Origin of the sequence: Salinicola endophyticus, from assembly GCF_040536835.1 — a bacterium.
In the GTDB taxonomy this organism is placed as follows: domain Bacteria; phylum Pseudomonadota; class Gammaproteobacteria; order Pseudomonadales; family Halomonadaceae; genus Salinicola; species Salinicola endophyticus_A.
Window position 1 is genome coordinate 2061721 of record NZ_CP159578.1, and the last position, 14845, is coordinate 2076565.

The following is a 14845-nucleotide window of genomic DNA, read 5'->3' on the forward strand; positions in this document are numbered from 1 at the left end:
CGGTCCGTTTTCGCCGATTTTTGCCTTAGCTGCGCGCCCCGGCCTTGCCTTCGCTCGTCGACTTTTCAGACAGCACCTAGTGAAACAGCTCGCCTTCAGGGTTCATCCCACATCCGCTCGTAGTCCTGCCAGTAGTGCCCCATCTCGCGATCCTGGGTCAGCCCGTAGAGGGTGTAGCGCCGCGCCAGGCGCGCCCCGCCGTCACGGGTCAGCGGTTGCCAGGCGATGGTGGTGGCATTGCGGCTCGAGGTGTCGAAGAAGGCGTCGAACGGAATCGAGACGTAGAAACCCTTGTCGAAGCTGCCCTCGCCGTAGTCATCGCCGGCATCGGTGAAGGTCGACCAGGCGCCCACGCGGACCCCGGAGTCGAATTGGCGCGAGAGATCGAAGGTGACCCCCAGGTCGCCGGCCAGATAGCGCCCGACGCTGACCTGGGCGAGCACGTCCTCGACCCCGGTCTCGATATAGGTGGTGGCGTGCCCGGTCCAGGTCGAGTAGGCACGCAGGCCGAAGCGCTGGTCGAAGTCGCGCTGCTTGACCCAGTTGAGATCGACGCCGAAGGCGACCGGACTGTCGAAGGGGCGATAGAGCACCTCACCGCCACCGCCGACGTACATCATCTCCAGCAGTCCGGCGTAGGCCATGCCGTACCAGTTCTCACCCAGACGCGCGGTACGCGTGTACTGCAGGTTGTAGATGCCGAGGCTGGTCCGGTCGAGATAGTCGCCGATACGCGTGCGTACCCGCGGCAGCTTGGAGTCGGCGATATAGTCGTAGCGGTCCAGATTGTCGAACAGGTTGAGCGCCAGCTGGCCGCTGAACCAGCCGTTGGCGTCGGTGCGGTAGTTGGCATCGAGCTTGGCGTAGAGCTGGTAGAGGAAGCCGTCCGGGCCGCCGATGTTCTGGTTGAGCCCCGGCGCCAGCCGCCAGTCGAAGCCTTCGAGATCGTCGGCGTAGAGCCGCTCCCCATCCGGTGCGCGGTCGTCGGGCTGGGTCAGGGCGGAGGCGTAGAGTCCGTAGTGATACTGCTGATCATAGGCGGCCGAAGCGGCGGCGCGACGGAAGGCGTGGCGGTCGTGAACGTCGTCGCGCAGACCCATGCCGACGCTCTGCCAGCGGTAGCGGTAGGTGTCGATATCGTCGGCGGTATGGTTGTTGAGAATGCGATTGGCGCGCCCCTCGCTGACCAGCAGCGAGCGGTAGCGCGTGGCTTCCGCCTCGACCACCAGCTCGTCGTCGCGCCGAGTGATGCGATGCACGCGCATCCCGGCGTTGGCCTGCAGGTCGCGGCTGACCGCCTGCCAGTCGTCGGTGGTGCGCGGCGGCGGCTCGGCCACCGCGACCGGGCGCGGGTCGCCGGTCTTGGCCTGGCGCGCGCCGGCCAGGTTGGCGCTCAGGGTGAGGCCGAGCATGGCGGTGTCGCCGCGCTCCCAACCCGCCGCCAGCGAGAGATTGTCGCCGAGGCGCCAGCGCGCCCCCAGATTGAGCGGTGAGCGCTGGCGCTGCGGGTTGTCCAGGGGCTCCGAGCGGTAGTCGTTGCCGTCGTACTCGAGCTGCAGCGTCAGCGGCTCCCACGGAGTTTGGTACTCGACCCCGCCGAACACGCCGATATCGCCGCTGAACAGATCGCCGAACTCGAAGTCGCCGGCCTCTTCCGGGTTCTCGCTGCGGCGCGAGTCGAAGCGTCCGGAGAGCGCCGAGAGCGGATTGCCGAGCCCGCCGCCGGCGCCCAGATAGCCCCAGCCCAGGCCCAGGGTGAAGTCAAAATCGTTCCAGCGCTTGCTCGCCACCAGGTACTCGCTGCCGAACAGCCCGGTACCGCCGAAGTCGCGGAAACCCAGCGCCAGCGCCGGGGTGTAGCGATCTTCCTGATGCAGTCTGAATTTGAAATCGATGCCCTTGTCGAGGTAGTCCCGTTCGGCGTCGCCGGAGGCGCGGTAGTCGCGGTTACCGATCGAGGTGTAGCGGAAACCCGCCTCGAGCCAATCCATCGGCTGCACGCTGACCTGGTAGCGCGAATAGGGCGAGACGTGGTTGTAGTGCAGCGAGATTTCGCCCAGCGGCGCCATGCGCGCGCTGGGTGTCTGCATCAGGCCAACGCCCCCGAAATCGCTCTGGGCGGAGCCGAGCTCGGCCACGGCGTGGGGCGCAGCGCCAAGCAGCAGGGGCAGCGAAAGCCCCATGGCGGGAGTCGCACGGCGCAGCGTGCGGGAACGGCGGGAGATCGGAAGCATCATGCTCGGGGCGTCGTCAGTCGGTGGCGGTGGTCAGGCGTGAAGCGGCGTCCGGGGTAAAGGTGTGGCAGGTATCGCCGGGCAGACGTGTGGCCAGAAAGTCGGGCAGGCGGGCGTCGACCCAGCGCGCGCTCACCTCGTCCAGAGGGAGTTGCAACACCACCCGGCTACCCGGCACCAGCGTGGCCGACTGGCGATTCCACGCGGCCATGCCCAGCCGACGTATCCCGCCACGCGGATCGATCAGCGCCAGGCGCTCGCTCTCTGCGCGGGCGGCCTCGGGCAGCGCGTTCAGCAGCGTCTCGGTGGTCATGCCGGGGTGCCAGTCGAGCCGCGTCACCCCCTGGGGCGTCCACGCCTCGACCCAGCTCGGCGTCTCGCACCAGCCAACACGATCGAGATCGGCCAGGGCCGGCATGTGGCGCGGATGCGCCATCAGCCAGCTTGGGTCGACCCGCCCAGGGATACGTGCAGGCGCCTGGGCATCGAGTGCTCGCGACCACTCGCCAAGCCCGTCGGCCAGCCCCGTCTGGCGCTGCAGTCGGGCCTGCATGGCGAGCCCGTCGAGTTCGGCGCGCAGGCGCCGCTGCATCTGGCGTGTCGCGATGTCGGTGCGCTCGGCGCCCACATAGGCGAATGGCCAGTTCACTCGGGCCTGTTGCGACAGTGCCGACCACGCCTCCAGCAGTGTCGTGGCCACGGTCGTGCGGCCCTGAATCTCGATGGTCACGGGGGCCTCGTCGGCCGGCGGCGTGGCCGCGGCATCGAACGCGAGGGTGCCCAGCGCCAGCAGGCCAAGCGCGAAGGGGAGAGGGGATCGCATGTGTCGGTCGTTTCCCTGACGGTGAAAAGGCGCTGCGTGCCGATCCTTCGGCATGACAGTCACCAGGGGCGGGCGATCTGCCACGTCAGCGTCGGTGCGTCCGGCCACGGCTGGCCGGTATAGGCCCATAGCCGCTCATCTTCGGGGTCGCGCCATAGCGTCGCTTCGGTGATGGCGCCGCCGGCCCAGTGCGATATTTCCTGGCAGCGCGCCAGTCGGCGCCGGGTCAGCGGCAGCTCGACCGCTGCCGGTGCCGCGCAATTGAGCGTTACCTGGGCGCTATCCTGGTGCAGATCGCCCTCGGCATCCTGCCACTGGCGTTCGATCCGGTAGTGCGTCTCGCTGCCCGGACGACGCCAAGGGTAGGGCGGCGGCGGTGTACCCTCGGCGCTGAGAATGCGGGTGCCCAGCAGCTCGTCGCGCAGCCCGGCAGTGGTCACCGGATAGCCATCCTCGAGCGCTAGCGTAGCGCCATCGCGAAACTGCCAGTAGGTGGTATTGGCCTGCTGACTGGCCAGCACCACCAGCCCACCGTGGCCGGCCAGGTCCAGCGCCAGCGAGGCGTAGGGCAGGGCGGCGGCCTGGGCGGCCACGTCGGGCCCCCGCAGGCCGGCGACGACATCGCCGGGGGAGCGCTGACTGCCGATGGTGCAGCCCGACAGCGCCAGCGCGAGAACTATGAAGAAGACCGCCCGAGGGCGGCCTTCCCGGCAACGCTGAGCCGATATGCTCATCAACGTGTGCCGGTCGTACCGGTGGTGCCGGTGGTACCGGTACCACCACTTCCGTCGCTGCCGCCAGCGGCAGCCAGCGCGCCCACCGATGAGGCGGTCGTGCTGGCGCCCACGGCCGAGGCCGTCGACGCGCTGGCAGCGGTGCCAACGCCGGCTGCACTGCCCGTGGCGACTTCCTGGGCTGCAGCGAGCGAAGAGACCGCCATGAAGGCGACTGCCAAGATGGCTCGCTTCTTCATAGATAGCTCCTGGTTGAGTGGAAAGTTAAACGAGTGCGATTGACGCCTCGCCCGTGGCCCGAAGACCGATGACATTCTTGCCAATATTATGCGGCGGGGCAATCGGAAGTTGTCAAATCATTGATGCCAAGAGATTTGCAAATAGTGGTGACCCCAACAGATAGGTCATTTTATCCAAAAACGTGTTGCGTCATTGAGAAGGGAATCGCGAGTTATTGTTACGGGACGGTGACAGCAGGCGGTATCGCGGCGACCGGAGTGGGCGCTGATGCGTGTCGTTTGGCAACGTTTTAACGGGTTTTGTAAAAACCTAAATCGAATTGTCAGCAATTGGCGACAGCGACGCTGTCGCCGGCAGGCGTGCACCAAAAAGGGCCGATTCGCAGGCAGGGTTGCGACATTATCACGCCGGGCTGCGAGGGGAAGTAAGACCAAAGGCCAAGCCGCCTGGCGTGGCTTCTGATGGCTTGTAAGCCATTGAAAATTGGCTGCAATGGAGGTTTCTTCGGTAGGGCTCGGCGGCGCTGCCGGGCGCGCTGTTGGTCACGCGAGTGTCGGGATGTCGCCCCTGCGAGGTGCCTGTCACAGATAACCTGTCGCCATTTCGTTACAGCTGGCTAACGCGAAGGGGGGCGTCAAATACGCAAGAAAATGATTTTTAACCGATGCCATGCCGTTCTGTCGGTGGTTACGTAATTCGAATGTTTCAGTAAAGTATCTTTTTATGAAGTTGGCACGGGTTTGGCATTGCTTGAATGAAGTCGGGTTGCCGCCAAGGATAGCGCAGCTTAAATCGCGCCGGATTTGGGCGATGCACTAGATATAGAGCTTCATGAAGGGCTTCGGGGAATGCCATGACAACCTCGGGGCGGTAGCGTGTTTAAATTTAAAGTTGTCGGCCCTGTGTTTTTGTTGACGTGTTGAGTCAATGCACTGATGTCACGCAAGCGGCGTCAGCAAATAGGGATTCAGGGGCAAGGAAAATGCTGCCGCGGGCAAGCGGCACCGAGCGACAGGGATGGTGCAATGGCAGAGGCGAGAGGGATGAGACGCAAGCATCAAAGGGTGGGGTCGGCCGTAGTCTGGCCGCTGCGAGGCGGATCTTCGATGAGGATGGCCGGCGTTGGACGGGGCCTTGCCGGTCTCGCCGTACTGCTGCTGGTTAGCGGTCTCAGTGGCTGCGCCTTCGCTCCCGGTGGTCATATCGGCTATGAGACCGACTCGGCGCCCATCGACGATCTGGTCGATGTCGAACCGATCACGCTGGGGCTGATTCGGACCCAACAGGCCGGTGCGGCTGGCGCCGGAAAGCCCGATCCGTCAGCGCTCAGCCACGCGCTCGAAGACGCCGGAGAGGCGTCGCCGGCCTCGGCCTATCAGTATCGCGTCGGCGTAGGCGATGTGCTCTCGGTGACCGTCTATGACCACCCTGAGCTGACCATTCCCGCCGGCGGCGAGCGCCCCAGCAGTGAGTCCGGTAGCACCGTCGGCAGTGATGGCACCATCTTCTACCCCTATGTGGGCCGAATGAAGGTGGCCGGGCGCACCGTGGACGCGGTGCGCGACGAGCTGCAGCGGCGGCTGACGGCGTACATCGCCTCACCCCAGGTCGACGTCAAGGTGGCCGGCTTCAACTCCCAGAAGGTCTATGTCACCGGTGAGGTCGACAAGCCCGGCGTCATGCCGGTGACCAACGTGCCGCTGACGCTGCTCGACGCCATCAATCAGGCGGGCGGCATGCGTGAGACCGCCAACTGGCACGACGTGGTGCTGACCCGCGGCGACGAGATCGAGCATATCGATGTCCACGCCATGCTCCAGGACGGCGACCTCAGCGCCAATCGTCGCCTGCGCGACGGCGATGTGGTGCACGTGCCCGACCTGGGCAACCAGAAGGTGTTCGTGATGGGCGAAGTGGTCGACCCGGTCTCGCTGCCGATGGGCAATTCACGGCTGTCACTGACCGATGCGCTCTCCCAGGCCGGCGGCATGAACGAGGCCGAAGCCGACGCCAAGGGCATCTTCGTGATCCGCCAGGCGCCGGCCGCCAGTGGCAAGCTGGCGACCGTCTATCAGCTCGATGCGCGCAACGCCACCGCGCTGGTGCTGGGTACCCAGTTCATGCTCCAGCCCACCGACATCGTCTACGTCACCGCCGCGCCGCTGAGCCGCTGGAACCGGGTGATCAATCAGCTCACCCCGACCATCACCTCGGTCTATCAGGTGACCCGTGCCACGCGCGACTTCGACGAACTCCGGGACGGTAACTGAACGATGTTCCAGCGCATTCTGGTGGTCTGTATCGGCAACGTTTGCCGCAGCCCGGTGGCAGCGGCGCTGCTGCGCCAACGCTTCCCCGGGCGCCAGATCGAGTCCGCGGGGCTGGGCGCGCTGGTCGGCCAGGGCGTCGACCCGCGGGCCCGGCGGCTGGGCGAGCGCGACGGTCTGAGCCTCGAAGGCCACATCGCGCGTCAGCTCGATGGCGACATGCTCAAGGACGCCGAGCTGATCCTGGTCATGAGCGAGGGGCAGCGCCGCGCGATCGCCGAGCGCGAACCGGCGGCTTCGGGCAAGACCCTGCTGTTCGGGCGCTGGCTCGCCGAGCCCGAGATCCCCGATCCCTACCACAAGAGCGAGAGCGCCTTCGCGCACGTCCATCGCCTGATGGTGAGCGCTGCCGACGGCTGGATCGGCAAGATGCCGGAACGATGAAAGGATGCAAGGACCCACGATGACTCACGCCTCGAACCCTCTGTCGGGAACTCAAGCCTCGACGCCCCCGGTGAGCGCGCCGCGCAGCCACGAAGAGATCGATATCCGGCGTCTGTTCGGGATTCTGGTCGATCACAAGAAGTGGGTGCTGGCGAGCGTCGCTGCCTTCGCCCTGCTGGGGCTGATTTATGTCAGCGTGGCGACCCCGATCTATCGCGCCGATGCGCTGGTGCAGATCGAGAGTTCGTCACCCGGTAACAATCCACTCAAGGAGGTCTCGACGCTGCTGGGCCAGGAGCCGCCGACGCTGTCGGAGATCGAGATCATCCAGTCGCGCATGGTCCTGGGGCGTGCGGTCGATCTGCTCAACCTCGACATCTCCGTGGACCCGGTGACGCTGCCGGTGATCGGCGGGCTGCTCGAGCGCCAGCATGTCTCGCGGCCCGGCTTCGCCGCCGGCTGGCACTATGCCTTCAGCGGTGAGTCGATCGCGGTCAGCGAGATGCCGGTGTCCGATGCCTACGAGGGGCAGCCGTTCCGGCTGCGGGTGCTCGACAGCTATCGCTACCGCCTGTTCGATGCCGACGGCAATGACCTGGGCGAGGGCAAGCTGGGCGAGCTGAGCAACTTCGCCCATGGCGGCGTGGCGCTGCGGGTGACTTCGATCGACGCCGCTGCTGGCGCCACCTTCGAACTGCGCCACGGCTCGCATCTCGCCGCCATCAATGCCCTGCGCGGGCGCTTGGCGGTGGCCGAGGCGGGTAGCGAGACCGGGATCCTCAGCTGGAGCCTCACCGGCACCGATCCGCAGGAGACCGAGAAAACGCTCAACACCATCGCCGATATCTACTACTCGCAGAACGTTCAGCGCCAGTCCGAGGAGGCGCGCAAGAGCCTCGAATTCCTCGATGGCCAGGTGCCCAAGATCCGCGCTCAGGTCGATCGCGCGGAGGAGAAGCTCAATCGCTATCGTGAGTCCCAGGACAGTGTCGATCTGTCGCTGGAGACCAAGTCGGTGCTCGACCGTCTGGTCAATCTCGAAGCCCAGCTCAACGAGCTGGAGATGAACGAGGCCGAGATCGCCCAGCGCTTCACCAAGAGTCATCCGACCTATCAGGCGCTGCTTGAGAAGAAGGCCCAGCTCCAGCGTGAGCGAGCGAATCTCGATCAGCAGATCAAGGCGATGCCCAAGACCCAGCAGGAGATCCTGCGTCTCAAGCGCGATGCCGAGGTCAACAACGAGATCTACGTGCAGCTGCTCAACAAGGTGCAGGAGACGCGCATCGCCGAAGCCAGCACCGTGGGTAACGTCCGCGTGCTCGACTCGGCCCAGGTCCAGGCGACTCCGGTGGCACCCAACAAGCCGCTGCTGCTGGCGGTGGCGGTGATCGTCGGCCTGATCGTCGGCGTCGCGGGGGTGTTCCTGCGTGCGCTCTTCCATCGGGGTATCGAGACCCAGGAGCAGATCGAGGAGACCGGGTTGGCAGTCTACGCGACGGTGCCGCTGTCGGACGAACAGCGCAAGCTCAATCGCCGCGAGCAGCGTGGCCGCCGTGGCACGCGGCGCGATCCGCGCCATCCGCGGGGACTGCTGTCGTTGCGCAATCCGGCCGACGTCTCGGTCGAGGCCCTGCGCGGCTTGCGTACCAGTCTGCACTTCGCGATGCTCGAAGCGAGCGATAACCGTCTGATGATCACCGGCCCCAGCCCCGGCGTGGGCAAGAGCTTCGTCAGTGTCAACCTGGCGGCGGTTTGCGCCCAGGCAGGGCAACGTGTGCTGCTGGTCGATGCCGATATGCGCAAGGGGCAGGTGCACAACGTTTTCGGCGCGACCTCGGAGTCAGGGCTGAGCGACGTGCTCGGAGGCCGGCTGGCGCTGGATGAGGTGATCCGCGGGGTGGACGAGTGCGAGGGGCTTAACTATGTGGCGCGGGGTACGGCGCCGCCCAACCCCTCGGAGCTGCTGATGGGGCCGCGCTTCAGCGCGTTCCTCGCCGCAGCCAGTGAGCGCTTCGATCTGGTGATCGTCGACTCGCCGCCGATTCTGGCGGTCACCGACGCCGCGATCATCGGCAAGCAGGTCGGCACGTCGCTGATGCTGGTGCGCTTCGAGCGTAATCCGGTCAAGGAGCTCGAGCTGGCGATCGGTCGTCTGCGCACCGCCGGGGTCGAACCGCGCGGCGCCATCCTCAACGCGGTCGAGCGCAAGGCGGCAACCGCCTATGGCTACGGCTACTACCACTACAACTATCAGTGATCCCGCGAGCCGCCATGAAACCCACCACCGTCGACGCCGCCGGACCCCGGAGCCCGTCTCTTCCGGCGCGGACAAGGGCCGCGAGGGCATATCCATGACGCCTGCATTCGCGGCGATCCGCACCCGGCTGCGCGGTGAACTCGTGGTCAACCTCTGCCGTACCTTCGCCGCACGCGGCGTGGCCGCCCTGGGCACGGTGATGCTCGGGGTGGTGCTGGGCCGGCTCTATGGGGCCCAGGGGGTGGGGCTGTTCGCGCTGGCGCAGAGCCTGATCTTCGGTGCCGGCATCATCGCCTGCTATGGCCTCAACGGCTCGCTGATGCGCTATGTCAGCCAGGACAGCGATAGCCCCAACGTGCGCTGCTATCTGCGCTGGGCGCTGCTTCGGGCACTCATGCTGAGTGTGCTCTTCGCCCTGGCGATCTGGCTGTTGCGTGCGCCGATCGCCAACGTCTTCGCCGCACCGACCCTGGGCGAGATGCTGCCGGCGATCGCCGTGGCCACGCCGGCCTTCACGCTGTCGTTCGTCCTCGCCGGTTTCCTCAAGGGGGTCAGCATGCCGGCGCGTGCCAGCCTGCAGGAGAATGGCGCCATCTCGCTGTGGGCGGCCATCGCCATTCTCGCGCTGGCGCTCGTCGGCGACACGCGCTCGCTGGTGCTGGCGAGCTGGGCCTTCTGCGCCGCCGCCTGGCTGGTCTTCGCCCAGGGCGCGCTGCACACCCTGCGCTGGTTGCGCCGGCACGCCGCAGCGGTCAGCGGTGCGCCGGATCCGGCCACACTGGCGAACAAGGGCGCCTTCTTCGCCACCGCCCAGAGCTTCATCATGCTCAATCTGTCGATGTTCCTGCAGCAGGTGCTGGGGATGTTCATCGCCGGGGCGCTGTTGAGCCACGTCGACCTGGGGCTGTTCAAGTCGGCGGAGCGCGTCGGCATGATCATCAGCTTCATTCTGCTGGTGATCAACGCGGTCTTCCCGCCGCGTTTCTCGCGCCTATACCACCAGGGCGACCACCGCGCGCTGGCGCGGCTGGCGCGTCAGAGTAGCCGCGTGGCCACGGCCATGGCGCTGCCGCTGGCGCTGCTCTGCCTGATCTTCCCTGCCTGGGTGCTGGGCTGGTTCGGGCCCGAATTCGGCGCCGCCGCGCCGCTGTTGCGGATCATCGCCCTAGGTCATCTGGTCAACGTCGCAACCGGATCGGTGGCCTTTCTGCTGACCATGACCGGACGCGAGCGGCTGATGCGTAACATCTCACTGATCTGCGCCACCCTGGGACTGATTGCCTTTCTGGTCCTGATCCCGCTGCTGGGTGCGCTGGGGGCGGCGCTGTCGCTGGCGCTGGTGCTCTCGTTGCAGAACGCCGTCGCGGCATTCTTCGTCTGGCGCGACATGGGCATCGTCATGCTGCCGTTGCCGCTGCCCGGGCGTGCGGCGACCGCCGACACGCCGCGTCGCCACACCCATCCGTGAGCAAGACCTATACGTGAGAAAGACAAGGAGTCCCTCGAGCATGTGCCGATACCCACACGCGACAGGCAGGGCGCCGGAAACGCCCGTTACCTCGTCCGCCGGCGCCTCCGATATCGCGACCCTGCCGCTGGCGGCGCTGCTGGAGGCGGTGCACGCGGCCGGCGAGCGGGTCATGGCGATCTATCGCGGCGACGCCGAGGTCACCTGGAAGACCGACGACTCGCCGCTGACGGCGGCCGATCTGGCCGCCCATGAGGCGCTGGTGCAGGCGCTCGAACGGCTCACCCCGGGGTATCCGGTGGTTTCGGAAGAGGCCGCCGAAGCCACGTTCGAGACCCGTCGCGGCTGGCCGCGTTACTGGCTGATCGACCCGCTCGATGGCACCAAGGAGTTTCTCAAGCAAAACGGTGAGTTCACCCTCAACGTGGCGCTGATCGAGGCGGGGGTGCCGGTGTTCGGCATCGTCCACGCCCCGGCGCTGCCGGCCGGGCCCACCACCTGGTGGGGCGGCGAAGAGGGTGCCTTCAAGCAGATCGGGGCGGGCGTGGTCGAGCGCATCGGCGTGCGTGCGCTGCCCGACCCGGCGGCCGAGTCCTGGGTGGTGGTGGGCAGCCGCTCCCACGCCGCCGAGGCGCTCGAGGCCTTCTGCGCCGGGCTGCCGGCACATCGCCTCACCAGCCTCGGCAGCTCGCTCAAGCTCTGCCTGGTGGCGGAGGGGAGCGCCGATCTTTACCCGCGCCTGGCCCCGACCTGCGAGTGGGACACCGCCGCGGCCCAGGCGGTGGTGCTGGCGGCGGGGGGCGAGGTGCTCGAGGCCGAGACGCTGGCGCCGTTGCGCTGCACCCAGGGCGAGAGCTACGTCAATCCTGCCTTCATCGTCTGTGCGCAGCGCGATGAGCGCTGGGAAAGCGCGCTGCAGCGCGCACGCTGACCGTGGCGCGTGCCGCCGCTCGCGATGTCGCGAGTGCCGGCTCGCGCGGATAGGGACATCAAACCGTACGGAACCCCTCATGCTGGAAATCACACCGGAACGTCAAACCCACCTCAAGCAGCTCGAGGCGGAGTCGATTCACATCATCCGTGAGGTCGCGGCCGAGTTCCGCAACCCGGTGATGCTCTACTCGATCGGCAAGGACTCCTCGGTGATGCTGCATCTGGCGCGCAAGGCGTTCTATCCGGGGACGCCGCCGTTTCCGCTGATGCACGTCAACACCACCTGGAAGTTCAAGGAGATGATCGAGTTCCGCGACCGCATGGCGGCCAGCGTGGGCATGGAGCTGATCGAACACATCAACGAGGAGGGGCGCGCCGCCGGCATCAACCCCTTCGATCACGGTAGCGCCAAGTACACCGACATCATGAAGACCCAGTCGCTGAAGATGGCGCTGGACAAGTACGGCTTCGATGCTGCCTTTGGCGGCGCGCGGCGCGATGAAGAAGCGTCCCGGGCCAAGGAGCGTGTCTACTCCTTCCGTGACAAGCACCACCGCTGGGACCCCAAGAACCAGCGCCCGGAGCTGTGGCGGCTCTACAACGGCAAGGTCAACCAGGGCGAATCGATCCGCGTCTTCCCGCTCTCCAACTGGACCGAGCTGGATATCTGGCAGTACATCTACCTCGAATCGATCCCCATCGTGCCGCTCTATTTTGCCGCGCCGCGCCCGGTGGTCGAGCGTGACGGCATGCAGGTGATGGTCGACGACGAGCGCCTGCCGCTGGCACCGGGTGAAGTGCCGGAAGAGAAGTGGGTGCGTTTTCGCACCCTCGGCTGCTATCCGCTCACCGGGGCGGTGGAGTCGCGGGCGGCGACGCTGCCCGAGATCATCCAGGAGATGTTGCTGACCCGCACCAGCGAGCGCTCGGGCCGGGCCATCGACCGCGATCAGGCGGGGTCGATGGAGAAGAAGAAACGCGAGGGGTACTTCTAGCCGCTGGCGAAAACTCGCTGTGCTCGGCCAGACGGTGTTGAACATCGGCTCAAGCTGCTCATTTACACCCCGTAAACTCCGCGCTTTCGCCGCTGTTCGCCTTGTCTGGCCATCGCTCGCTGACTTTTCGCTCAGCGTCTGATTCTTGAATTTCGGGATTTCAACATGGCCCACCAGTCTTCGCTCATCGCCGACAATATCGAGCAGTACCTGCACGAGCACGAGAACAAGGACCTGCTGCGCTTCATCACCTGCGGCAGCGTCGATGACGGCAAGTCGACCCTGATCGGGCGGCTGCTGCACGACTCCAAGATGATCTACGAAGATCAGCTCGCCGCCATCACCCGCGACTCCAAGACCAGCGGCACCACCGGTGACAAGGTCGACCTGGCGCTGCTGGTCGACGGCCTGCAGTCGGAGCGCGAGCAGGGCATCACCATCGATGTCGCCTATCGCTTCTTCTCCACCGACAAGCGCAAGTTCATCATCGCCGACACCCCGGGGCACGAGCAGTACACCCGCAACATGGCCACCGGTGCCTCCACCGCCAGCCTCGCGGTGATCCTGATCGATGCTCGCCACGGGGTGCAGACGCAGACCCGTCGGCACAGCTTCATCGCTGATCTGCTGGGTATCCAGCACCTGGTGATCGCGGTCAACAAGATGGATCTGGTCGACTACGCCGAAGCGCGCTTCGACGAGATCGTCGCCGAGTATCGCGCCTTCGCCGAGAAGCTCGACGCTCGCGATATCCGCTTCGTGCCGCTCTCGGCGCTGGAGGGCGACAACGTCGTCAACCCCAGCGAGCAGATGGAGTGGTACACGGGCCCTGCACTGCTCGACCTGCTGGAGACGGTCGAGATCGCGCACGATGCCAACCTCTCTGATCTGCGTCTGCCGGTGCAGTACGTCAACCGCCCGCACCTCGACTTCCGCGGCTACTGCGGCACGCTCGAAGCCGGGATCCTGCGCCCCGGTCAGGCGGTCAAGGCGCTGCCCTCGGGCAAGCGCTCGCGGGTGGCGCGTATCGTCACCTTCGACGGTGACCTCGAAGAGGCGTACCCCGGGCAGGCGGTGACGGTGACCCTGGAAGACGAGATCGACCTCTCCCGCGGTGACTGGCTGGTGGCGGCGGATGCCGAGGTGACCCAGGCCAGCGCGCTGGAGGCCGACATCGTGTGGATGCACGAGAACGCCCTCGAACCCGGACGGCTCTACGACTTCAAGCTGGGTACCCAGGAAGTGGCCGGGCGGGTGGCCGAGATCGAATACCAGATCGACGTCAACAGCCTGGCGCAGCTGCCGGCGGAGCAGCTGGCGCTCAACGCCATCGGGCGCTGCCGGGTGGAGCTGACCGCGAGCGTGCCGCTGGACGACTACCGGCGCAGCCCGGGGACCGGCAGCTTCGTGGTGATCGACCGGCTGAGCAACGTCACCGTGGGCGCGGGGCTGATCCGCGGCGCGGCGGCGGGCCGCGAGGCGAGCGGCGAGGTCGACTGGAAGGCCTTCGAGGTCGAGTTCAACGCGCTGATCCGCAAGCACTTCCCGCACTGGGAAGCGAAGGATTTGCGCACCGTGCTGCGCGGCATCGGCGACTGACCCGCGCCGCGACACAGCCCAACCCCACCGCCATGCCAAGCCTCCGGCGCGTCGCCCGACGCCGCCGGGGCGCCTCGATTCACTGCGATCACTCATCGACGGGAGTGCCATGAGCCTGCTGATACAGACCCGCTATCGCCTGAAAAAGAGCCCCCTGGCCAAATCCTTGATCCTGGGTATCAACGACCGCCTGCCGCTGGAGGTGAAGGATCGCCTCTATCGTCACCTGGTCGACCCCTATTCGGAGCAGGAGGAGAACAACGACGTGGTCTTCGTGCATGTGCCCAAGACCGCCGGCAACAGTATTTTCCAGGCGCTGTTCGGAGTGCCGGCCCACGGCCACGATCCGGCCGAGCGCTATCGCCGCTTCGATGCCGAGCGCTTCGCGCGCTACTACAAGTTCGGCTTCGTGCGCCATCCGCTGGATCGCCTGGTCTCCGCCTACGTCTACCTCGAGAAGGGCGGTATCGGGCGCTACGACCGCGCTTTCCGTGACAAGTATCTGCGCGGCGTCTCCGGTTTCGATGATTTTCTGCGCCGGCTGGCGTCGCGGCCGCGCTATCGCCGCCGGGTGATGCGCTGGGTCCACTTCCGGCCCCAGGCCGAGTTCCTGTGCGACGCCCAGGGCCAGCCGCTGGTCGACTATGTCGGGCGCTACGAGAACATCGATGCCGACTATCGGCGTATCGCCGCCGATCTGCGCATCAGTCGCGTGGCGCCGCTGGCGGTGGTCAACGCCACTGCACGCCGGGACTATCGCGATTACTACGACAGCGAGCTTACCGCGATCGCCTCACGCCTCTACCGGCGCGATTTCGAGATCTTCGGCTACACGCCCTGAGCGCCGCATG

The 14845-nt window shown here is 66.3% G+C and carries 12 protein-coding genes; 8 read left to right on the forward strand and 4 right to left on the reverse strand.

The features are described 5' to 3' along the window. Nucleotides 1–95 precede the first annotated feature (95 nt). The 4 genes from ABV408_RS09270 to ABV408_RS09285 are packed head-to-tail and all read right to left on the reverse strand — an operon-like array spanning nt 96 to nt 4030. Nucleotides 96–2237: a YjbH domain-containing protein gene (locus tag ABV408_RS09270; RefSeq protein ID WP_353982108.1), complete on the reverse strand. Its 2142-nt coding sequence runs from the start codon at nt 2235–2237 to the stop codon at nt 96–98. Nucleotides 2238–2250: 13 nt separating this feature from the next. After that, a complete protein-coding gene (locus tag ABV408_RS09275; RefSeq protein ID WP_353982109.1) occupies nt 2251–3057 on the reverse strand; it encodes a capsule biosynthesis GfcC family protein in 807 nt (268 codons plus the stop codon). Between the two features lie 59 nt (nt 3058–3116). Continuing rightward, nucleotides 3117–3791 carry a YjbF family lipoprotein gene (locus ABV408_RS09280; RefSeq protein ID WP_353982110.1) on the reverse strand — a complete coding sequence of 225 codons (675 nt, stop codon included), beginning with the start codon at nt 3789–3791 and terminating at the stop codon, nt 3117–3119. Beyond that, the gene (locus ABV408_RS09285) at nt 3791–4030 is read right to left on the reverse strand and encodes a hypothetical protein (protein WP_081918900.1); all 240 of its coding nucleotides are present in this window, start codon (nt 4028–4030) and stop codon (nt 3791–3793) included. The genes ABV408_RS09280 and ABV408_RS09285 overlap by 1 nt, the downstream gene beginning before the upstream one ends. 1107 nt (nt 4031–5137) lie before the next feature. On the opposite strand from ABV408_RS09285, the gene ABV408_RS09290 reads away from it, so the two are divergent. From ABV408_RS09290 to ABV408_RS09325, 8 genes are all read left to right on the forward strand, one after another. Beyond that, on the forward strand, nt 5138–6301 hold the full coding sequence (locus ABV408_RS09290) for a polysaccharide export protein (protein WP_353982111.1): 1164 nt from the start codon (nt 5138–5140) through the stop codon (nt 6299–6301). 3 nt (nt 6302–6304) lie between these two features. Then, nucleotides 6305–6742: a low molecular weight protein-tyrosine-phosphatase gene (locus tag ABV408_RS09295; protein ID WP_353982112.1), complete on the forward strand. Its 438-nt coding sequence runs from the start codon at nt 6305–6307 to the stop codon at nt 6740–6742. 19 nt (nt 6743–6761) lie between these two features. Beyond that, nucleotides 6762–8999, forward strand: a complete 2238-nt coding sequence (locus tag ABV408_RS09300; protein ID WP_353982113.1) for a polysaccharide biosynthesis tyrosine autokinase — start codon at nt 6762–6764, stop codon at nt 8997–8999. Nucleotides 9000–9093: 94 nt separating this feature from the next. Continuing rightward, nucleotides 9094–10467: an oligosaccharide flippase family protein gene (locus ABV408_RS09305; protein ID WP_353982114.1), complete on the forward strand. Its 1374-nt coding sequence runs from the start codon at nt 9094–9096 to the stop codon at nt 10465–10467. Between the two features lie 40 nt (nt 10468–10507). After that, complete coding sequence (gene cysQ / locus ABV408_RS09310; RefSeq protein ID WP_353982115.1) at nt 10508–11398, forward strand: 3'(2'),5'-bisphosphate nucleotidase CysQ; 891 nt, start codon at nt 10508–10510, stop codon at nt 11396–11398. Nucleotides 11399–11477: 79 nt separating this feature from the next. Next, nucleotides 11478–12395, forward strand: coding sequence for a sulfate adenylyltransferase subunit CysD (gene cysD, locus ABV408_RS09315; protein ID WP_353982116.1), 918 nt, complete (start codon nt 11478–11480; stop codon nt 12393–12395). A 165-nt stretch (nt 12396–12560) separates the two neighbouring features. Then, the gene (gene cysN / locus ABV408_RS09320; protein WP_353982117.1) at nt 12561–13994 is read left to right on the forward strand and encodes a sulfate adenylyltransferase subunit CysN; all 1434 of its coding nucleotides are present in this window, start codon (nt 12561–12563) and stop codon (nt 13992–13994) included. Between the two features lie 109 nt (nt 13995–14103). After that, a complete protein-coding gene (locus ABV408_RS09325) occupies nt 14104–14835 on the forward strand; it encodes a sulfotransferase family 2 domain-containing protein (protein WP_353982118.1) in 732 nt (243 codons plus the stop codon). The last annotated feature ends 10 nt before the right edge of the window (nt 14836–14845 follow it).

Bases quoted from the DNA above. Each gene is read 5' to 3' on its own strand.
- ABV408_RS09305 (WP_353982114.1), top strand. From the start codon at position 9,094: ATGACGCCTGCATTCGCGGCGATCCGCACCCGGCTGCGCGGTGAACTC.
- ABV408_RS09325 (WP_353982118.1), top strand. From the start codon at position 14,104: ATGAGCCTGCTGATACAGACCCGCTATCGCCTGAAAAAGAGCCCCCTG.
- ABV408_RS09270 (WP_353982108.1), bottom strand. From the start codon at position 2,237: ATGATGCTTCCGATCTCCCGCCGTTCCCGCACGCTGCGCCGTGCGACT.
- ABV408_RS09280 (WP_353982110.1), bottom strand. From the start codon at position 3,791: ATGAGCATATCGGCTCAGCGTTGCCGGGAAGGCCGCCCTCGGGCGGTC.
- cysD (WP_353982116.1), top strand. From the start codon at position 11,478: ATGCTGGAAATCACACCGGAACGTCAAACCCACCTCAAGCAGCTCGAG.
- ABV408_RS09295 (WP_353982112.1), top strand. From the start codon at position 6,305: ATGTTCCAGCGCATTCTGGTGGTCTGTATCGGCAACGTTTGCCGCAGC.
- cysQ (WP_353982115.1), top strand. From the start codon at position 10,508: ATGTGCCGATACCCACACGCGACAGGCAGGGCGCCGGAAACGCCCGTT.
- ABV408_RS09275 (WP_353982109.1), bottom strand. From the start codon at position 3,057: ATGCGATCCCCTCTCCCCTTCGCGCTTGGCCTGCTGGCGCTGGGCACC.
- ABV408_RS09300 (WP_353982113.1), top strand. From the start codon at position 6,762: ATGACTCACGCCTCGAACCCTCTGTCGGGAACTCAAGCCTCGACGCCC.
- ABV408_RS09290 (WP_353982111.1), top strand. From the start codon at position 5,138: ATGAGGATGGCCGGCGTTGGACGGGGCCTTGCCGGTCTCGCCGTACTG.
- ABV408_RS09285 (WP_081918900.1), bottom strand. From the start codon at position 4,030: ATGAAGAAGCGAGCCATCTTGGCAGTCGCCTTCATGGCGGTCTCTTCG.
- cysN (WP_353982117.1), top strand. From the start codon at position 12,561: ATGGCCCACCAGTCTTCGCTCATCGCCGACAATATCGAGCAGTACCTG.